Annotated in this window: 17 protein-coding genes; 4 read left to right on the forward strand and 13 right to left on the reverse strand. The window is 69.9% G+C overall.

The window, feature by feature from the left end; all coding sequences use genetic code 11:
* Window positions 1–22 precede the first annotated feature (22 nt).
* Both ACFY2X_RS10385 and ACFY2X_RS10390 read right to left on the reverse strand, forming a co-directional pair.
* Window positions 23–781: a sugar isomerase domain-containing protein gene (locus ACFY2X_RS10385; protein WP_389935368.1), complete on the reverse strand. Its 759-nt coding sequence runs from the start codon at window positions 779–781 to the stop codon at window positions 23–25.
* 2 nt (window positions 782–783) lie between these two features.
* The gene (locus ACFY2X_RS10390) at window positions 784–1,659 is read right to left on the reverse strand and encodes a MurR/RpiR family transcriptional regulator (protein WP_389935371.1); all 876 of its coding nucleotides are present in this window, start codon (window positions 1,657–1,659) and stop codon (window positions 784–786) included.
* 217 nt (window positions 1,660–1,876) lie between these two features.
* On the opposite strand from ACFY2X_RS10390, the gene ACFY2X_RS10395 reads away from it, so the two are divergent.
* Window positions 1,877–3,403, forward strand: a complete 1,527-nt coding sequence (locus tag ACFY2X_RS10395) for an N-acetylmuramoyl-L-alanine amidase (RefSeq protein WP_389935374.1) — start codon at window positions 1,877–1,879, stop codon at window positions 3,401–3,403.
* Window positions 3,404–3,496: 93 nt separating this feature from the next.
* Here ACFY2X_RS10395 and ACFY2X_RS10400 read toward each other — a convergent pair whose 3' ends face one another.
* The 6 genes from ACFY2X_RS10400 to ACFY2X_RS10425 all read right to left on the reverse strand — a co-directional run bounded on the left by ACFY2X_RS10400 (window position 3,497) and on the right by ACFY2X_RS10425 (window position 10,115).
* Complete coding sequence (locus tag ACFY2X_RS10400) at window positions 3,497–4,882, reverse strand: cellulose binding domain-containing protein (RefSeq protein WP_389935376.1); 1,386 nt, start codon at window positions 4,880–4,882, stop codon at window positions 3,497–3,499.
* Window positions 4,883–4,919: 37 nt separating this feature from the next.
* Window positions 4,920–5,807, reverse strand: coding sequence for a carbohydrate ABC transporter permease (locus tag ACFY2X_RS10405; protein WP_389935378.1), 888 nt, complete (start codon window positions 5,805–5,807; stop codon window positions 4,920–4,922).
* Window positions 5,807–6,703, reverse strand: a complete 897-nt coding sequence (locus tag ACFY2X_RS10410) for a carbohydrate ABC transporter permease (RefSeq protein ID WP_389935382.1) — start codon at window positions 6,701–6,703, stop codon at window positions 5,807–5,809. Before ACFY2X_RS10410 ends, ACFY2X_RS10405 begins: the two co-directional genes overlap by 1 nt.
* Window positions 6,700–8,157: an N-acetylglucosamine/diacetylchitobiose ABC transporter substrate-binding protein gene (ngcE, locus tag ACFY2X_RS10415; RefSeq protein ID WP_389935385.1), complete on the reverse strand. Its 1,458-nt coding sequence runs from the start codon at window positions 8,155–8,157 to the stop codon at window positions 6,700–6,702. Before ngcE ends, ACFY2X_RS10410 begins: the two co-directional genes overlap by 4 nt.
* A gap of 240 nt (window positions 8,158–8,397) precedes the next feature.
* Window positions 8,398–9,210 carry a sugar isomerase domain-containing protein gene (locus ACFY2X_RS10420; protein WP_389935389.1) on the reverse strand — a complete coding sequence of 271 codons (813 nt, stop codon included), beginning with the start codon at window positions 9,208–9,210 and terminating at the stop codon, window positions 8,398–8,400.
* On the reverse strand, window positions 9,207–10,115 hold the full coding sequence (locus tag ACFY2X_RS10425; protein WP_389935392.1) for a MurR/RpiR family transcriptional regulator: 909 nt from the start codon (window positions 10,113–10,115) through the stop codon (window positions 9,207–9,209). Before ACFY2X_RS10425 ends, ACFY2X_RS10420 begins: the two co-directional genes overlap by 4 nt.
* 64 nt (window positions 10,116–10,179) lie before the next feature.
* Between ACFY2X_RS10425 and ACFY2X_RS10430 the strand changes: the two genes are divergently transcribed.
* Window positions 10,180–11,373 carry an N-acetylglucosamine kinase gene (locus ACFY2X_RS10430; RefSeq protein ID WP_389935395.1) on the forward strand — a complete coding sequence of 398 codons (1,194 nt, stop codon included), beginning with the start codon at window positions 10,180–10,182 and terminating at the stop codon, window positions 11,371–11,373.
* A 69-nt stretch (window positions 11,374–11,442) separates the two neighbouring features.
* Here the strand turns inward: ACFY2X_RS10430 and ACFY2X_RS10435 are convergent, their stop codons facing one another.
* From ACFY2X_RS10435 to ACFY2X_RS10445, 3 genes are all read right to left on the reverse strand, one after another.
* Entirely contained in the window at window positions 11,443–12,354 is a 912-nt protein-coding gene (locus tag ACFY2X_RS10435; RefSeq protein ID WP_389935398.1) for a hypothetical protein, read from the reverse strand.
* Entirely contained in the window at window positions 12,351–12,899 is a 549-nt protein-coding gene (locus tag ACFY2X_RS10440; protein WP_389935401.1) for an RNA polymerase sigma factor, read from the reverse strand. The genes ACFY2X_RS10435 and ACFY2X_RS10440 overlap by 4 nt, the downstream gene beginning before the upstream one ends.
* A gap of 151 nt (window positions 12,900–13,050) precedes the next feature.
* Entirely contained in the window at window positions 13,051–13,929 is an 879-nt protein-coding gene (locus ACFY2X_RS10445; RefSeq protein WP_389935404.1) for a LysR family transcriptional regulator, read from the reverse strand.
* A 105-nt stretch (window positions 13,930–14,034) separates the two neighbouring features.
* Between ACFY2X_RS10445 and ACFY2X_RS10450 the strand changes: the two genes are divergently transcribed.
* Together ACFY2X_RS10450 and ACFY2X_RS10455 are read left to right on the forward strand one after the other, a co-directional pair.
* Complete coding sequence (locus ACFY2X_RS10450) at window positions 14,035–14,352, forward strand: carboxymuconolactone decarboxylase family protein (protein WP_389935407.1); 318 nt, start codon at window positions 14,035–14,037, stop codon at window positions 14,350–14,352.
* Complete coding sequence (locus ACFY2X_RS10455) at window positions 14,349–14,756, forward strand: Tn3 family transposase (RefSeq protein ID WP_389935410.1); 408 nt, start codon at window positions 14,349–14,351, stop codon at window positions 14,754–14,756. The genes ACFY2X_RS10450 and ACFY2X_RS10455 overlap by 4 nt, the downstream gene beginning before the upstream one ends.
* A 214-nt stretch (window positions 14,757–14,970) precedes the next feature.
* Here ACFY2X_RS10455 and ACFY2X_RS10460 read toward each other — a convergent pair whose 3' ends face one another.
* On the reverse strand, window positions 14,971–16,086 hold the full coding sequence (locus ACFY2X_RS10460; RefSeq protein ID WP_389935413.1) for a sensor histidine kinase: 1,116 nt from the start codon (window positions 16,084–16,086) through the stop codon (window positions 14,971–14,973).
* On the reverse strand, window positions 16,083–16,745 hold the full coding sequence (locus ACFY2X_RS10465) for a response regulator transcription factor (RefSeq protein ID WP_389935416.1): 663 nt from the start codon (window positions 16,743–16,745) through the stop codon (window positions 16,083–16,085). Before ACFY2X_RS10465 ends, ACFY2X_RS10460 begins: the two co-directional genes overlap by 4 nt.
* Window positions 16,746–16,774: the final 29 nt, after the last annotated feature.

The raw sequence follows: 16,774 nt of genomic DNA on the forward strand, positions 1-16,774 counted from the left end.
GCTTCCTCCTGCAGGGGGGTGGTTAGGCACCTCGCCGGATCCTTCCGGCGTAGCGGTTCTCAAGAGCCCGGTTGTGCTCGTCTCCGCCGATCACGTTGGCGGACCGATAGACCGGCGGGGTCAGGCCCGCCCCGGTCAGGCCGCGCACCACCTCGGCCACGATCATCTGGGCGAGCAGCGCCGAGGTGATCGTGGAGACCGCGCCGAACGCGCCGCCGTCCGCGAGCGGGAGGACCGCGTCACCGTACGGGGCGCCGTTGTCGAGCACCACGTCGGCGAAGTCGAGCAGCTTGCGGCCCGAGGGGTGCCGGGAGGTCATCTGGGTACTGTGCTGGACGGAGGTCAGGGCGATCAGGCTGTGCCCCTTCTCCTTGACGATCGAGGCCAGCTCCACCACCGAGCCGTTCACCCCCGAGCTGGAGATCAGCACGAACACGTCCTGAGGCCGGACGGGGGCCAGCTCGTAGACGCGCCGGGCGACCGTGGGGTCGCGCTCCAGCTCGCCGGGGGCGCCCAGGAGGACGTCCACCGGGGCCTCGCCGTACAGGACGATGTCGCGCAGCGCGAGCCGGTTGGTGGGGACCAGGCCGCCCGCACGACCGGCGATCTCCATCGCGATCGCCTCGGAGTGACCGGAGCCGAAGGCCTGGATCACCCCGTCGTTCAGCAGCGATTCGATCATCAGCGCGGCCGCGTCCTTGACCGCGGATCCCTGTGTCTGGACGATGCCGTCCATCAGGGCCTTCACTTCATGGACGTAGTCGGCGGCGCCGATATCCACGATCAACTCCTTTCCACACGGTGGCTCTCCAGCGCTCGGATGGTGAGCTCGAATGCCTCGTTCGTCTGCTCGTAGGTGCGCTGCGCGACCGCGACGTAGACGGCGTCGAGGACGAAGAGCTGCGAGTGGACGGCGGCCAGGCCGCCCAGCCTGAACGTCGTCTCCCGGCTGGCGGTGGTCAGCACCAGGTCGGCCAGGTCGGCCAGCGGGGACCTGGCGAAGGAGGTGACCGCGACGGCCAGCGCGCCCCGGTCCCCGGCCTCGCCGAGCGACTCCAGCACCTCCCGGGTGCGTCCCTGGTGGGAGATCCCGATCGCGACGTCGCCTTTGGCCAGCAGGGCCGCGTCGGCGAGCGCCTCGTGGGCGTCGGCGTGGCTCCAGCAGGGAACCCGGATCCGGCGCAGCCGGCCACCCATCATGGTGGCCACCGCTCCGCTCGTGGAGACCCCGAAGATCAGGACCCGCCGGGCCTTGGTGATCGCGTCGGCGACCTGGGCGACGGTGTCGGCATTCAGTTGGGCGGCGGTCTCCTGGATGAGCCGGGAGTCGGCGGCGGCCATCACGCCGATCGCCGCGTCGAGCGGGTCGGTGGGGCCGATCTCGTGGCCGACCCCGGCGTCCCAGTGGGCCTGCGCCGCGCGCCCGATCTCGGTGGCCAACGCGACCCGCAGCCCAGCGTATCCCTCGAAGCCGAACACCCGGCAAAACCGCGTGACGGTCGCGGGCGAGCTGCCGCTGCGCTCGGCGAGCGTGATGATCGTGGACCGCGCGGCCTCGGCGGGATCGGCCAGGATCGCCTCCCCCACCCGGCGGAGCGCCTCGGGCAGCGCGGGCGTCTCGGTCTGGATTCGTCCGAGCGCACCTGCAGGCACAGGCATTCCTTTCACCCAATCAATGGTTGAGTGAAAATTATTCTTACCTTCGCCTCGCGTCAACCCTCCGTAGTCGGTTCGCCCCGGAATCTAAGTCAAAGTAGGAAATTTTCCTTTAATGGATTGGTAATGTCAATTATCGACATTTGTCATGTTTTGACTCTACGGTGCAGCCATCACCGGCATCCCGATCGCCGGGATGCCAAGGTCCTGAGGAGGACCCATGGAAGCTGCCCGGGCACGCCGACCGTACCGATTAGCCGTAATCCTGTCGGCGAGCCTCACCCTCCTGCTGGGAACGTTCGGCCGGCCCGCGAGCGCCGCTCCGGCCGAACCCCTGACCGACGCCTTCGCCCGCGCGGCGGCCACCTACGAGGTGCCCCGTGACCTGCTCGTCGCCCTCGCCTACGCCGAGACCCACCTCGACGGACACGACGGCCAGCCCAGCGCGAGCGGCGGATACGGCGTCATGCACCTCGTCAGCAACCCCACCGACCACACCCTGGAGCAGGCCGCCAAGCTGACCACCCAGCCGGTGGAGACGCTGAAGACCGACAGCGCGGCCAACATCGCGGGTGGCGCCGCGGTGCTGCGCGCCTACGCCGACGAACTCGGACTCGACGCCACCACCCGCAAGGACGCCGGCCGGTGGTATTCGACCGTGGCCAAGTACTCGGGCGCCAAGACCGCCGAGGTCGCCCGGCTGTACGCCGACACCGTCTACGACCTGCTCGGCACGGGCATCCGGGCCGCCGCCCCGGGCGGCGAGGTCGTCACCGTCCAGCCTCAGGCGATCCAGGCGGAGCGCGGCGCCTACGCCCAGACCCGCGACCTGAACGCCCAGGTCGCCAGCGCGGACTACCCGGACGCCGCCTGGGTGCCCGCCTACTCCGGCAACTACACCGCATCCAGCCGCCCGTCCAGCTACGCGATCGACCGGGTGGTCATCCACGTGGCCCAGGGGTCGTACGCAGGCACGATCTCCTGGTTCCAGAACCCCAGCGCCAACGTCTCGGCGCACTACGTCGTGCGCTCCTCGGACGGCGCCGTCACGCAGACGGTGCGGGACAAGGACGTCGCCTGGCACGCCGGCAACTGGACCTACAACACCAGGTCCATCGGCATCGAACACGAGGGCTACATCAACAACGCGTCGTGGTTCACCGACGCCATGTACCGCGGGTCGGCGGCGCTGACCCGCTACATCTGCGACAAGTACGGCATCCCCAAGGACCGCTCCCACATCATCGGGCACGTCGAGGTTCCGGGAGCCGACCACACCGACCCCGGCCCGTACTGGGACTGGACCAAGTACATGCAGTACGTCACCGGGAGCAGTTCCTGGTCCACCATCGTCGACAACACCACGGCCGGCAGGTTCACGGCCAGCGCGAACTGGGGCACCTCGACCTACTCCAGCCAGCGCTACGGCGCCGACTACCGCTACGCCGACCCGGTGGCCGCCAGCGACCCCGCCTGGTACCGGGCCGCCATCCCCGCCACGGGCACCTACCGCGTCGAGGTCTGGTACCCGTCCACCTCCGGTTACAACAGCGCCGCGCCGTACATCGTCTCCACCTCCAGCGGCAACCAGACGGTGTACGTCGACCAGCGCGCCGGAGGCGGCAGCTGGCACAGCATCGGCACCTTCACCCTGAACGCCGGGGACTACAACGCCGTCGGCGTGAGCCGGTGGACCTCCGGCACCGGACTCGTCATCGCCGACGCCGTCCGCATCACCCGCGTCTGACCCACCCCGCTCCGAATCACACGGCTCCGAATCGTCCGGCTCTGATCGGCACGCGGCTCGCGCCCCCGAAACCGGGGGCGCGAGCCTGGATCGTCAGGGGTTGGGGATGGTGTCGGTGAAGGTGGTGGACGCCGCGCGGTAGCCGGCCACCCGGCTGCCGACCTGCGCGGGGCTGACCACCTCGTTCTTGGCGTGGTAGACCCAGTCGACCTGCTGGACGTAGGTCCGGGTGGAGCCGGTCTGGCCGCCCTTGATGAACCAGTGGTTGAAGTTGATCGACATCGGGGTCTCGGGGTAGTACTTGCCGCCGTGCTCGGCGGCGAGGGCGCCGTCGACGTAGTACTTCACGACGCCGCCGGAGACCTGCACGACCAGCGTGTGCCAGCCCGCGTGGCTGGAGTTGCGGAACGTGGAGGTGCTGTCGGCCAACCACGGGTCGGGCCGGTAGGTCTCCCACGTCGTCATGTACAGCAGCGGCCCCTGAAGGTCCCAGCCGCCGTTGGGCAGGTACTCGAAGTCGATCTCACCATAGTCGGGGTCCATGTCCGCTTCGAGCGGAGTGATCGTGAAGAAGGTCTGCACGACCTCATCTCCGTCCGGGCCGGAAACCGGGGCGTCGGTGAACTTCACCCGCGCCGCATAGGTGCCCTCGAAGAACTTGCGCTGGTGCAGCATCTCCGACTGCGAGGTGCCCGCACCGGTTCCGTCGGTCACCGCCTTGAGCTGCATCACCTTGTTACCGCCGACGGTCGGGAAGGTGACGTTGGCCTTCCGCCACGACGCACCGGGAATGCCGGGACCACCGGAGTTGGTGCGCACGCTCCATTTGCGAGATTCGATCCGCGGGTCGCTGGAGTTGGTATATGAGAAGTCGTCGAAGAACACTCCGCCCTTGGGCGGGTTGACCGTGGGTGTCGGAGTGGGCGTCGGGGTGGGCGTGGGGTCGACGCCACCGGGCGGGGTGCCCCAGATCCGGTTGCCGTTGCGGTAGACGGTGACGCGGGTCCAGTCGGCGTAGGAGCTCTGGTCCGGGCCGAAGGAGGGGTCGTCGGCCTGGTTGAGGTTCTGCCAGTCACTGCGGTTGAAGCGCAGTTCCAGGTCGGAGGTCCGGGCGCCGGGCGCCAGGCTGCCGGAGGTGAAGCCCACCTCCAGGTAGCGGTCCAGCGCCGTCTGCCGGACGAACCTGCCGGTGACGCTGGAGCAGCCGATCCTCGCCCAGGAACAGGCGAAGTCGTACTCGGACGCGGCGGAGTCGGCCTTGAAGTAGTAGCGGATCTTGACTTCGCTGAGCGGGAGGGGGCTGGAGCCCTCGTTGACCAGGTCGAACAACGGCTCGGCCTGGAAGTGCCTGGCCTGAGGCGCGGTCGTACGGTACTTCAGCCGTACGGCCTGCGCCGGCTCGGCCGAAGCCGTCGTAACGCCGGCCAGGGCCGCGAGCAGGGGCGCGGCGAACGCCGCCACCCATAACCGTCTGATCATGTTCGATCTCTTTCTCTAGTGGGTTCCCCGACGAAGGTCAGCGCACGGCACCGGCGGTGAGACCGGCTGTGATCCGGCGCTGGAAGATCACATAGGCCGCGAGGACGGGCAGCATCGAGATGGTCAGCCCGGCGAACAGGCCGCTCCAGTCGCTGGCGTAGCCCTGCCGTACGGCGAGCGCGGCCAGCCCCTGAGCCAGCACGTAGTCCTCTTCCGACGGGTTGAGCACGAGCGGGAGCAGATACTGGTTCCACAGGCCCAGGAAGTTGAAGATGGCCACGCTGACCATCCCCGGCCTGGCCATCGGCAGCATGACCCGGAAGAACACGCCGCTGTGCGAGCAGCCGTCCAGGAACGCCGCCTCGGCGACCGACGAGGGCAGCGTGCGGAAGAACGCGGTGAGGAAGAAGACCGTGAACGGCAACGCGTAGGCGGTGTAGACGAGGATCAGGCCGAGGTGGGTGCCGAGCAGGCCGAGCTGCCGGACCACGAAGAACAGCGGCACCAGTGCCAGGAAGATCGGAAAGGCCATGCCCGCGACGAACAGGTAGTAGATCAGCCGGTTGCCCCGGAACTCGTACCTGGCCAGCACGTAGGCGACCATCGCGCCGAGCATCATGGTGAGCGCGACGGCCCCGCCGACCACAACTACCGAGTTCAGGAAATATCGGCCTATTGAGGCTTCGGTCCAGGCTCGGGCCCAGTTCTCCGGGTGAGGCCGATCGGGCAGGGCCCACGGACCGGTGAGGATCTCCTTGTCGGTCTTGAACGAACCGGCCACGGCCCACAGCAGCGGCAGCGTGACCGCCGCCGCCCAACCGGCGAGCAGCACGTGGACCAGCCCGCCCCATCGCCTCCCATCGGCCTCGGGGTGCCGGTGCGGCGCGCGGGTCACCGGAACGGGCCTCGCCTCGGTAAGGGTCATCAGGCCATCTCCAGCCGGTCGCGACGGGAACCGCGCAGAACGAGGACCGCGAGGGTCAGGGTGAGAAAGAACAGCACCACCCCCAGGGCCGAGGCATAGCCGAACTTCCCGTAGGTGAAGGCGTTGCGGTACAGGCCAAGGCCCAGAACCTCGGTCGCGCCGTCCGGGCCGCCGGGGCCGACGGTCATGATCTGCACGATCGCGAACCCGTCGAGCGCGGCGATGCCGAGATAGATGAAGGCGACCTGGATGTTGTCCCGCACCAGCGGCAGCACGATCCTGCGGAAGGTGGTGAGCCGGTCGGCGCCGTCCACCAGCGCCGCCTCCAGGATTTCGCGGGGGATCGACTGCATCGCGGCGTTGAACAGCACCACGTAGAACCCGACCGAGCTCCACACGATGACCGCCATCACCGCCCACAGCGCCGTTCCCGGATCCGCGAGCCAGGACCGCCCCTCGATGCCCACCGCTTCGAGAATCCCGTTGAGCAGCCCGGAGTTGGGCGTGTAGACGAACTGCCACAGAACGCCGAGGACCGCGACCGACAGCAGTTGCGGAAAGAAGTAGACGACCTTGTAGATCTCTGCCCCGCGCACCCCCCGTGTGCCTCTGCCCAGGTTGAGCATGGTGGCGAAGAACAGCGCCAGCAGGATCGTCGCGGCCGGCACGACCAGCAGCATGATCCCGTTGTTCCTGAGCCCCGCCCACATCTGCGGGTCCTCCAGCAGCCGGGCGAAGTTGTCGAGCCCGACGAACTCCGCCCGCGCCGACACCCCGCGCCAGTCGGTCAGCGACAGGTAGAACGACTGCGCGTACGGCGAGAGCACCAGGACGGTGTAGAGCACCAACGGGATCGCCAGGAACGCGGCGACGAACCGCCGCCGTCCGTGTCTCATGATCGCCGGTACTTCTTGATCGTGGAGTCCTTGGCCACCGCGTCGGCGGCTTTCTGGACCCGGTCGGTCCACTGCCCGGGGTCGATACGGCGGGTGAGGAGCTCGCCGGTGGCGTCGTCGACGGCCTTGGCCAGCGGGGCGTACCAGGTGCGGAAGCGGTAGGCGAAGGCGTCCTGCCCGGCCGCGCCGACCAGCTTGCCCACCGAGGCCAGGCCGCTGGACAGGGTGAGGCCTTCGAGCGCTCCCTTGACCACGGGCATGGCACTGGTGAGCTCGGCGAACTTGCGTACCGACTGCCTGGACAGCAGCAGCCGCAGATACTCCTGGCCTCCGGCGGGGTTCTTGGCCTGGGCCGGGACCACGAACGACTCGCTCGCCGCGGCCTGGATCGCGCCGGCGGGGAGTTTGTCGGACTCCGACAGGCGCGGGGTCGCGCCCACGACCATGTCGAACCCGGCCGGGGTGACCTTGGCCTGCTCGCTCTCCAGCCACGACCCGCACGGGATGAAGGCCGCCTTCCCCTGACACCAGGCGGTCTGCGCCTCGGTGTGGGACAGGGCCTCCGAGCCCTTCAGGATGTGCCCGCGGCCGGCCAGCTCGGCGAACGCCTCCAGCGCGGCCTTGACTCCCTCGTGCCGCCAGGCGCCGGGCTGGAGGTTGTCGATGGCCGCGACCATTTCCATGCCCCCGGCCTTGGCGGCCATGGTGAGCAGCGGGTCGTTCATGTATTCGGGGAACTTCCCCTGATAGGTCCAGGGAGCGATGCCCTCCTTCTTGATCTCGTCGCCAAGAGTGAGCATCTCCGCCCAGGTCCGCGGATACGTCCAGCCGTGCTTGGCGAACAGCGAGGAGCTGTACCACAGGCCCCAGACCGTGTAGACGAAGTCCAGCACGTACGGCGTGCCGTCGTACGACCCACCGGCGACCACGCCCGGCAGCAGCGTGTCGCGCACCTTCACGGCCGGGTCGTCCGGCGAGGGCGCGTCGAGCAGCGGCGTCAGGTCCCGCAGCTGCTTGTCGGCGACCAGGGTGGCCAGGTCGAGGCGGCCCGCGCCGGTGTTGTCGATGACGTCCGGCGGGTCCCCGGCGACCAGGCGGGGCTGCATGACCTGGCCGACGTTCTGCATGCCCGCGTGGGTGATCCGCGCCCCGGCGTGGCGCTCGGTGTAGAGCCGGCCGGCGAACTTGGCGTAGTCGTCGCCGTAACCGCCCTTGAAGATGACGACTTCCAGCGGGTCCTTGGCGACCACGCCGAGCGGGTTGTCCTTGGTGACCGGCCCGGCGGAGGCCGTGGCGCCCCCGGAGGGGGAACCGCCGGCGGTGGCGCAGCCCGCGAGCGGGCCGAGGGCGATGAGAGCGGCGGCTCCGCGGAGGAGCTCACGGCGGGAGGGAGTGGTGTACGGCCTGGCGGACGGCGGGGCGTTCTGCGGCAGGGGGAACACATTTTGCGGCATGGCGAACACAGCCTTTGAGCTTTGAGCAGGTCAGGGGGTGAACGATCAGGCGTCCGGACGACGCGGGAGCCTGAGGTCAGCGGGTCGATGTCGGCCTCGTGATGCGGGGTCGGCCTCGTGATGCGGGGTCAGTCCCGGGATGCGGGGTCAGTCCCGGGATACGAGTCAGCCCTGGGACGCGGGTCAGCCCCGTGGGTCAGGGGCAGCCCGGCGACTTAAGGTCGGCCCCGTGATTCGGGGTCATCCCCCGCGGCGGATGCGACCGGCGTAGCGGGCTTCGAGGGCGAGGTTGTGGGCGTCCCCCTCGGGGACGTTGGCCGACAGGTAGAGCGGCGGGGTCTGGCCGGCTTCCAGGGCGTGGCGCACGACCTCGGCGACCACGAGCTGGGCGAGCAACGCGGAGGTGATGGTGGAGACGGCGCCCACCGCACCGCCGCCGGGCAGCGGGATCACCGAGTCACCGTAGGGGGCCTCGTTGTCGAGGACGACGTCGGCGAGCTCGTAGAGCTTGCGTCCCGAGGGGTGACGGGACGGCACGGCGCGGCTGTGCGCGAGGGAGGTGATGGCGATCAGGTCGTGACCGCGTTCCTTGACGATCGTGGCCAGCTCCACGACGACGCCGTTGACGCCGGAGCTGGAGATGACGACGAACAGGTCCTGGGGGGAGATCGGGGCCAGCTCGTAGATCCGGTGGGCGACCGTGGGGTCACGCTCCAGGTCATAGCGGTCGAGCTCGGATGCCGGTGCTCCGCCGTACAGGACGATGTCGCGCAGGGTGAGACGGTTGGTCGGCACCAGCCCGCCCGCCCGGCCGGCGATCTCCATGGCTACGGCCTCGGAGTGGCCGGAGCCGAAGGCCTGGATGACACCGCCGCGTTCCAGCGCGGCGGTGAACATTCCGGAGGCGCGGCGTACGGCCTCGGCCTGGGTCACCGGGACCCTGCGGACCAGGTCGCCCACCACCCCGGCGTAGACCTCGGCGCCGACGGTCTTCGGTCGTGCCGTACCGTCTCCGCACGACGGCGCCATGAGGTCGGCGGTGCTGTCGCTCACTGGTCGGTTCTCCTTCGTCTGGGGGGAGCCTCTTCGGGCATGCGGTGGCTCTCGACGGCTCTGACGGTCAGGTCGAACGCCTCCTTCGTGCGCTCGTGGGTGCGCTGGGCGACGGCGACGTAGACCACGTCGAGGACGAGAAGCTGGGAGTGGATCGCGGCGAAGCCCTCGGCCCGGAAGGTGGTCTCCCGGCTCGCGGTGGTGATCACCAGCTCGGCCACCTCGGCGAGTGGTGACCTGGGGTGCGAGGTGACGGCGACGGTGGTCGCCCCGTGGCTGGCCGCCTCGGCGAGGACCTCGATCACCTCGCGGGTCCGGCCGCTGTGCGAGATGCCGATCGCTACGTCGCCCTCGCGCAGCAGCGCCGCGTCGGTCAGCGCGCTGTGCGCGTCCGATCGGCCCCAGCAGGGGACGCGGATGCGCTGCAGCCGGTATTCCATCTCGCTGGCCACGGCCGCGCTGCTCGACACCCCGAACAGCACGACCCGTCCGGCTCGGACGATCGCCTGAGCGACCTTCTCCACGACGTCCAGATCGAGCTGGCTCGCGGTCTCCTGGATGAGCCGGGTGTCGTTGTTGGCGACCACGTTGAGCACCCGGCCGAGCCCGTCGTCGGGCAGGATCTCCCCGCCGATGTCGGTCTCCCAGTGGGCCTGCGCCGCCCGGCCGGTCTCGGTGGCGAGCGCCACGCGCAGCTCGGCGTATCCGCCGAACCCGAAGGCCCGGCAGAACCGGGTGATCGTCGCGGTGCTCGTGCCGCTGCGCTCCGCCAGATCGACGATCGTCGACCGCGCGGCCTCGGCCGGATCACTGATGATCAATTCCGCGACCCGCCGCAGCGCCTCTGGCATCTCATCCAGCCCGGCGCGTACCCGGCTCAGCAGTTCCACTGCCACCCCTCTCATTTCTGCGGTGAAAATTATGCTCACCCTCTAGCCTAGTCAAGGGTTAACGACAATAATTTTCGCCATGAGTCTGGTTCTCGGCGTCGACGCCGGAGGCACATCGTCCCGTGTCGTGATCGCCTCCCCCACTGGCTCCCGGGTCGCGCACGGCCGCGCGGGCGGTGGAAACCCGGCGGCGCAAGGAGTGCGCGAAGCCTGCGCGAACATCGGGGGCGCCGTGCGGTCCGCCCTGGCCGGGGTGGACCCGTCGCAGGTCAGGGCGGCGGTGGTGGGCATGGCCGGATGCGGGGTGCTCAGAGATCCCGCCGCCCGCGCGATCTTCGACGCGGCCTGGTCCGAAACCGGGCTGGTCGTCGAACCCCAGGTGATCGGCGACGTCGCGGTGGCCTTCGCCGCCGGTACGGCGGAACCCCACGGCACCGTGCTGATCGCCGGAACGGGCGCCATAGCGGCAAAAATTATCGCCAACCGGCAGGCCGACCTGGCCGACGGCTACGGCTGGCAGCTCGGCGACGAGGGCTCGGCCTTCTGGATCGGCCGCGCCGCCGCCAAGCTCACCATCCGAACCCTCGCGACCACCGGCACACCACACGACCCCCACACGGCAACCACCCCCGCCACCGCACCACCCCACGAAGTCACCGCCCCCACCCCCGCCCCCGCGTCACCCCACCGGATGATCACCCCCACCGGCACACCACCCCACCGCACCACCGCGCCCGCCCCCACCGGCTTCGCCCCGGCGGCGTGCGGGGCCTCTGAGGCGGATGCCGAAGACGCGCGGCACGGCGGCGCCGCGGGTCTGCTCGTCCGGTCGGTGGTGGAGCATCTGCTCGGCCTACCCGGCGTCCCGGTTCCCGGGCGGGAGCCGGTCGACCTCCTGGCGACGGCCGTCCAGGCACGGCCTCCCCTGGCCCTCGCCGAGCTGGCGCCCCTGGTCAGCCGGGCCGCCGAACGCGGCGATCCGGCGGCCCTGAGCATCGTCGCCGAGGCGGCCAGGAGGCTCGCGGCCACCGCGGCCGAAGTCCGCGTCCCCGGCGACCACTCCCCCATCGTGCTCGCCGGAAGCGTCCTGACGAGCGAAGGTCCCGTACGGCATGCCGTACGGGACCTTCTGGAACAGCGGTGGGGCGTGCCCGTCGTCGTCGCGGGCGACGGGGCGGGAGCCGCGGCGTGGCTCGCCGCGAGCCAGATCGTCACGCCGGGCGAGGCGGGGGTCAGTCATGCGGCCTTCACCGCGCTCCGGCACCGCCCGTAGATCGGCCACCGGAAACAGCCGCGACCCTCACCGGACGTGCCGGACCGGCTCCGGCCCGGACGCGACCTCTCAGGACTCCGGCGGGGAGTCCGGAGCGTAGAGCGGGTTGTGGTCCAGGTGCTCGCGAGTGACCATCAGCCGTACCGTCCCGGCCTTGACCGGGACGGCGTCCCAGACGGTCCAGTCGTCGCCGGCCTGCTCGGCTGTCAGGGGCTCCTCTCCGTGCCCCTCATTGTCTTGCGGCACCACGAGGGTGAACTCGGCCGTCAGGCCGCGCTTGCGCACCTCGGCCATGACCTTCCCAACCGAGCGGCCGCGCACCTTGACCCCGGCCAGCTCCTCGCCTTCGGCGGTGGCGTCACCGGCGTTCTGGTAAGCCTCACCAGGCTCGGCCTGACGTCCCAGCTTGAACCAAGCCTCCTTCATGTCGGCCGGAATGCGGAGCAGCAGGAAGCACCCCTCCTCCCCCGCCTTGCACTCTTTCCCTTCCGCGTCCTCCGTCCCCGCGGTCCAACTGCCCGTTCCGGACCCGTTGTCCGCGCTTCCCGAGACCACTTGACCGACGGCTCTCGGCGAGACGGGGGCCACGCTCACCTCGACGTCCAGGCCGACCGCCTTGAACGCCTTGCTGTATTTCTCGTGGTCGGCGTAGGGGTCCTTGATCCGGGCGACGTACTCGTCACCCTCCAGCCGGATGTCGATCTCCGTGCTGGCGTAGGAGGTCGCCACGCCCCGGCCGTCCTCCAGCAGGCTTGGGCCGACGACGACGCCCGTGGCGAGCGCGGCCGCGGCGGCCAGCCCCAGGACGAGCCTCCGCGGGCCGTACACACGCGCCCGGCGCGGCCTCTCCACGGCCATGTCCGGTTCCTCGGCCGTGATCGAGGCCAGCAGCGCCCGCGCCCCCGCGCCGGACGAGCGGCCTCCCGGCTTCCCGGGTTCGACCCTTGCCAGCGGTCTCACCAGGTCGTCGATGTTCCTCACAGTGACCTCCCCGCCGGAACCATCCGGCTCTCTGTCTCGAACAGGACGCCGGCCTGGGCGAGCGCGCGTGAGAAGCGCTTGCGGGCGCGGTGAAGCCTGATGCGTACGGCGTTGCGTGACACTCCCAGCACCTTCGCGATCTCCTCGCGTTCCAGGCCTTCCCAGGCGACCAGCGACAGCAGTTCGCGGTCGTCGCCGGAGAGGCTCCGGAACACCTGGCCGATCGTGCTCAGCTCGACACCGCTGTCGGGCGAGCGGCCGTAGAGGTCGGCCATCTCCAGGTCGAGCTCGGCGCTGCGCGCCTGGCGGCGGATCTCGCCACGGCGGTGGTTGGCCAGCACGTTGCGTGCCACGCCGTACAGCCACAACCTGGCCTCGTCCCCCTGCGGCAGTTCCTCCACCCGGCGCCAGGCGACGGCGAAGGTCTCGGCCACGACGTCCGCCGCGTCCTGCGGCGAGTCGCAGCGGCGCGCGGCATAGGCGGTTATCTGGTCGTACGTCTCCGCGTAAGCGGTCTCGAATCTGGCCAGCCGGTCGTTACCCACGGGCGGTCCCCATGGCTGGTCTCCCTTGTCGGTTCGGTGTGCGGACACCCCTTCCATGTCTGTGGGAATGCCATCATTTCGCGCGAACCCCAAGAATTCCGGCGACCTCTCGGCCCCGGCGCCGCCCGCGCCGCCGCCCCTAGGACAGGACTCAGCGCTCCGGTCGCGGCGCCGCTCGATGAACCTCCGCGAACAGGCGGACGTACGCCGTCACGAGAGGCGAGGCGTCGCTCCTGCGCCATGTGAGGACCATCCGGCTCGGCGGGGCGTCCACGATGGGGCGGAACACCACGCCCTCCGTGGGGGGATGCCGGGTGACCCGGGAGGGGACCATTGCCACGGCTCCGTCCCACAGCACGGCGTGCAGGCATTCGTCGACGGAACGGACCTCGGAGCCAGTGCCGTCACCGACCGGCTGCCAGAACGCCCGCCACCGCGTGTCCGCCTCCGCCGGGAGCCGCACCCACGAGCACGAGGCGAGGTCCGCGAGCCGTACGGCCTCGGCCTCGGACAGGGGGTGGCCGACGGGCAGCACGGCGACGCACGGCTCCTCGGCCACCTCCTGCACGACCAGGCCCGTGGTGTCGAACGGAGCCCAGCTGACCGCGAGATCGACGACACCCGCGGCGAGTCCCATCGTCGGGTCGGAGAACCCGCCCTGGTGGAGCTCGACCCGTGCCTCGGGATGGGCACGCCGGAAGTTCAGGGCGACCCGCGCCGACAGCGCCTGCTCGCCGGGCCCGAGCACACCGACCACGAGACGCTGCGCGCCCGCTGCGGCACGCACCTTCTCGCGCGCGGTGTCGACTCTGGACAGCAGCTCCCGAGCCTCGCCGAGCAGGACCTCACCTGGCCGGGTCAGGCGCATCCCGGTTGGCGTCCGCTGGAACAGGGCGCAGCCCAGCTCGGATTCGAGTTCGCGGATGCGCTGGCTCAGGGGCGGCTGCGACATGTGCAGCCGGCGAGCCGCCCGCCCCACGTTGCCCTCCTCGGCGACGGCCACGAAATACGCCAGTCGCCGGAGGTCCATGCAGGGACGATATCAACAGCTTTCCCACCCGGTCGGAGACGGACTTGGACGTGCCCCGCACGCACGGGATTTGATCAGGACATGTGCTACAAACACCCTTCCGACATGAACATGATCCCCCGTCTCCGGGAGCTGGCTCCCGTCGAGTCGTCGGCGTTCCTTGAGCTCCACCACGCCGCCGGCCGGTCCGACGGGGTCGTGCCGCTCCGCTACCGCGAGATGATCGCCCTCGGGGTCGCGCTGACCACACAGTGCGACTACTGCATCGACACCCACACCCGCCAGGCGCGCGACGCCGGTGTCACCGCCGAGGAACTCGCGGAGACCGCCTTCGTGGCCGCCGCCGTACGGGCGGGCGGAACCGTGGCGCACGCGCTCCTCATGCTGCGCCTGCACGACGAGGCGGTGACCGATCCTATGTGAGCTGCATAATGCTGCGCTATCTGGCCAACCCGGCGCTGCGGGCGCGCGTGACCGCAGCGACCGACAAGGTCGAGTCCTACAACGGCTTCGCTAAATGGCTGAGGTTCGGCGGGGTGCTGGCCGACAACGACCCCGAAGAGCAGGAGAAACTGATCAAGTTCAACACCCTGCTGGCCAACCTGGTCGTCTTCCACAACGCCCTGGACATCTCCGACATCGTGCGGCAGTTGGTCACCGAAGGCTGGCAGATCACCGCTGACCAGCTCGGCCAGATCGCGCCCTACCTGCGCGCCCACATCAGCCACTTCGGTGCCTACGCCACCGACGACCTGCACCGCCGGCCCGACCCGTTCGACCCGCTGCTGAAGGAGATCGACTTCACTGACATCGAGCTGGCCGCCTGAGTGCGGCGAGCCAGCGGACGCGGTCGCATTCGAGGCGAGCCGGCCCTGCTCACCGCGCTCGCCACTCCCACAGGTGGACGGCCTCGCCCGCTCTTGAGGGCTCCCCTACCAGACTCTCATGGGCTGGTGTAGCGGGCGGCGAGGGTGGTCTCCGCGGCGAGCAGCGCTTCGATGCGGGCGGCAGGGTGCCGCCCTTGCGCAGTCGCCCCCTGAGTTACGGATGGTTCGGATGAGATGCACGCGCGAACTGCACGGTGATGGACAAGCCGCCTTCGGGGCGTGCGCTGGTGGTGAGGGTGGCGCGGTGAGCTTGAGTGACGGCGTTGACGATGGCGAGGCCGAGGCCGTAGCCGTCGCGACGGCCGTGACGATCGGACGCCAGTTTCTGGAAGGGTTGAAAGAGGCGCTGGATCTGGTTGTCGGGGATGACCGGCCCGCTATTGGTGACCGTAAGGGCCACCTGCGTGCCGGAGGTCTGCGTGGTGATCTTTACGTGCCCGTCTGGGTGGTTGTGGCGGATGGCGTTGTCGATGAGGTTGGCGACGAGGCTTTCGATCAGTCTCGGGTCCCCGACCGTCACTGCGGGCGTTAGGTGTTCGGCGAGGCCAACGCCTTTCTGTGTTGCTTGGTCGCGGCGGGAGGCGAGCACTCCTTCGACGATGCGGGCGAGGTCGAGGGTGTCCCAGCGGGTGACGCCGCGCTCGCTGGTGGCCAGGGCGAGCAGTGCTTGGACGAGCCGCTCCTGGTGTCCGCCGAGAGCGAGGGCCTCCTGGCAGGCCGAGCGCAGGGTGTCGGTGTCGGCATCGGGGTCGGCGAGGGCGACTTCAAGGAGGGTGCGCAGGCCGGCGAGAGGGGTGCGCAGCTCGTGGGAGGCATTGGCAACGAAGTGGCGTTGGGCGTCGAAAGAGGCTTGAAGGCGGGCGAACAGGTCATCGAGGGTGTGGCCGAGTTCGGTCAGCTCGTCCATGGGCTCGCCGAGGTCAAGGCGCCGGTGGAGGTTTCCGGCGGAGATGATTTTGGCGGTGGCGGTGATGGCGCGCAGCGGGCGCAGGAACCGGCCGGAGACGAACCAGCCGAGGGCCAGCGCGACGGGAATCAGAAGGATCAGGGCGACGGCGGATCCCGTGAGGAGTTGGGGCAGGCTGATCCCGGGCCCGGTTTCGATGATCGCACTCGATGAGGGGTGGCCTATGGGTGTGGCCGCATTGATGCTGGCGAGCGGGACGGCGACGAATAGGAGCACGAGGACTCCGGCGGCATAGATGCCCGCCGCATAGGCGAGCGCGAGCCGCGTCTGCAGGGACTTTCTGGCGAGCTGCTGGGAGGTCATGACGATCCGATGCGGTAGCCGCCTTCGCGGATGGTCTCGATCACGGGCGGGTCGCCGAGTTTGGCCCGTAACCGGTGCATGGTGTGCTTGACGGCGCTGCTGAAGGGGTCGGCGGCCTCGTCCCAGACGCGCTCGAGCAGTTCCTCGGCGGAGATGACCAGGCCGGGTACGGCGAGCAGGCATTCGAGCAGGGCGAACTCCCTGGGGCTCAGCTCAAGGCGCCGGCCGGCCCGGAACGCGATACGGCGGGCTGGATCGAGGGTGATGTCCCCGCATGCCAGGGTCGGCGGTAGCGGCGGGGCGGCGCGGCGGGCCAGGGCACGGACGCGGGCGACCAGTTCGGCGAACGCGAAAGGCTTGGGCAGGTAGTCGTCGGCGCCGAGGCTGAGCCCGTCGACGCGGTCCTCGATCGTGCCGGAGGCGGTGAGCATCAGCACGCGGGTCTCACAGCGGCCGTGGGCCAGTCGCCGGCAGATCTCGTCCCCGTGGACGCCGGGCAGGTCGCGGTCGAGGATCACCACGTCGTAGCGGGTGGCGGCCAGGCGGTCGAGGGCGGCGGTTCCGTCCAGGACGACGTCGACGGCCATGCCCTCGCGGCGCAGCCCGGTTCCGATGGAGCGGGCGAGGACCTCGAAGTCCTCGACGACGAGGACCCTCACCGCCACTCACCGCCGGTCGTCGTGCGGGC

Source organism: Streptosporangium sp. NPDC000396 (genome assembly GCF_042898655.1).
Lineage (GTDB): Bacteria > Actinomycetota > Actinomycetes > Streptosporangiales > Streptosporangiaceae > Streptosporangium.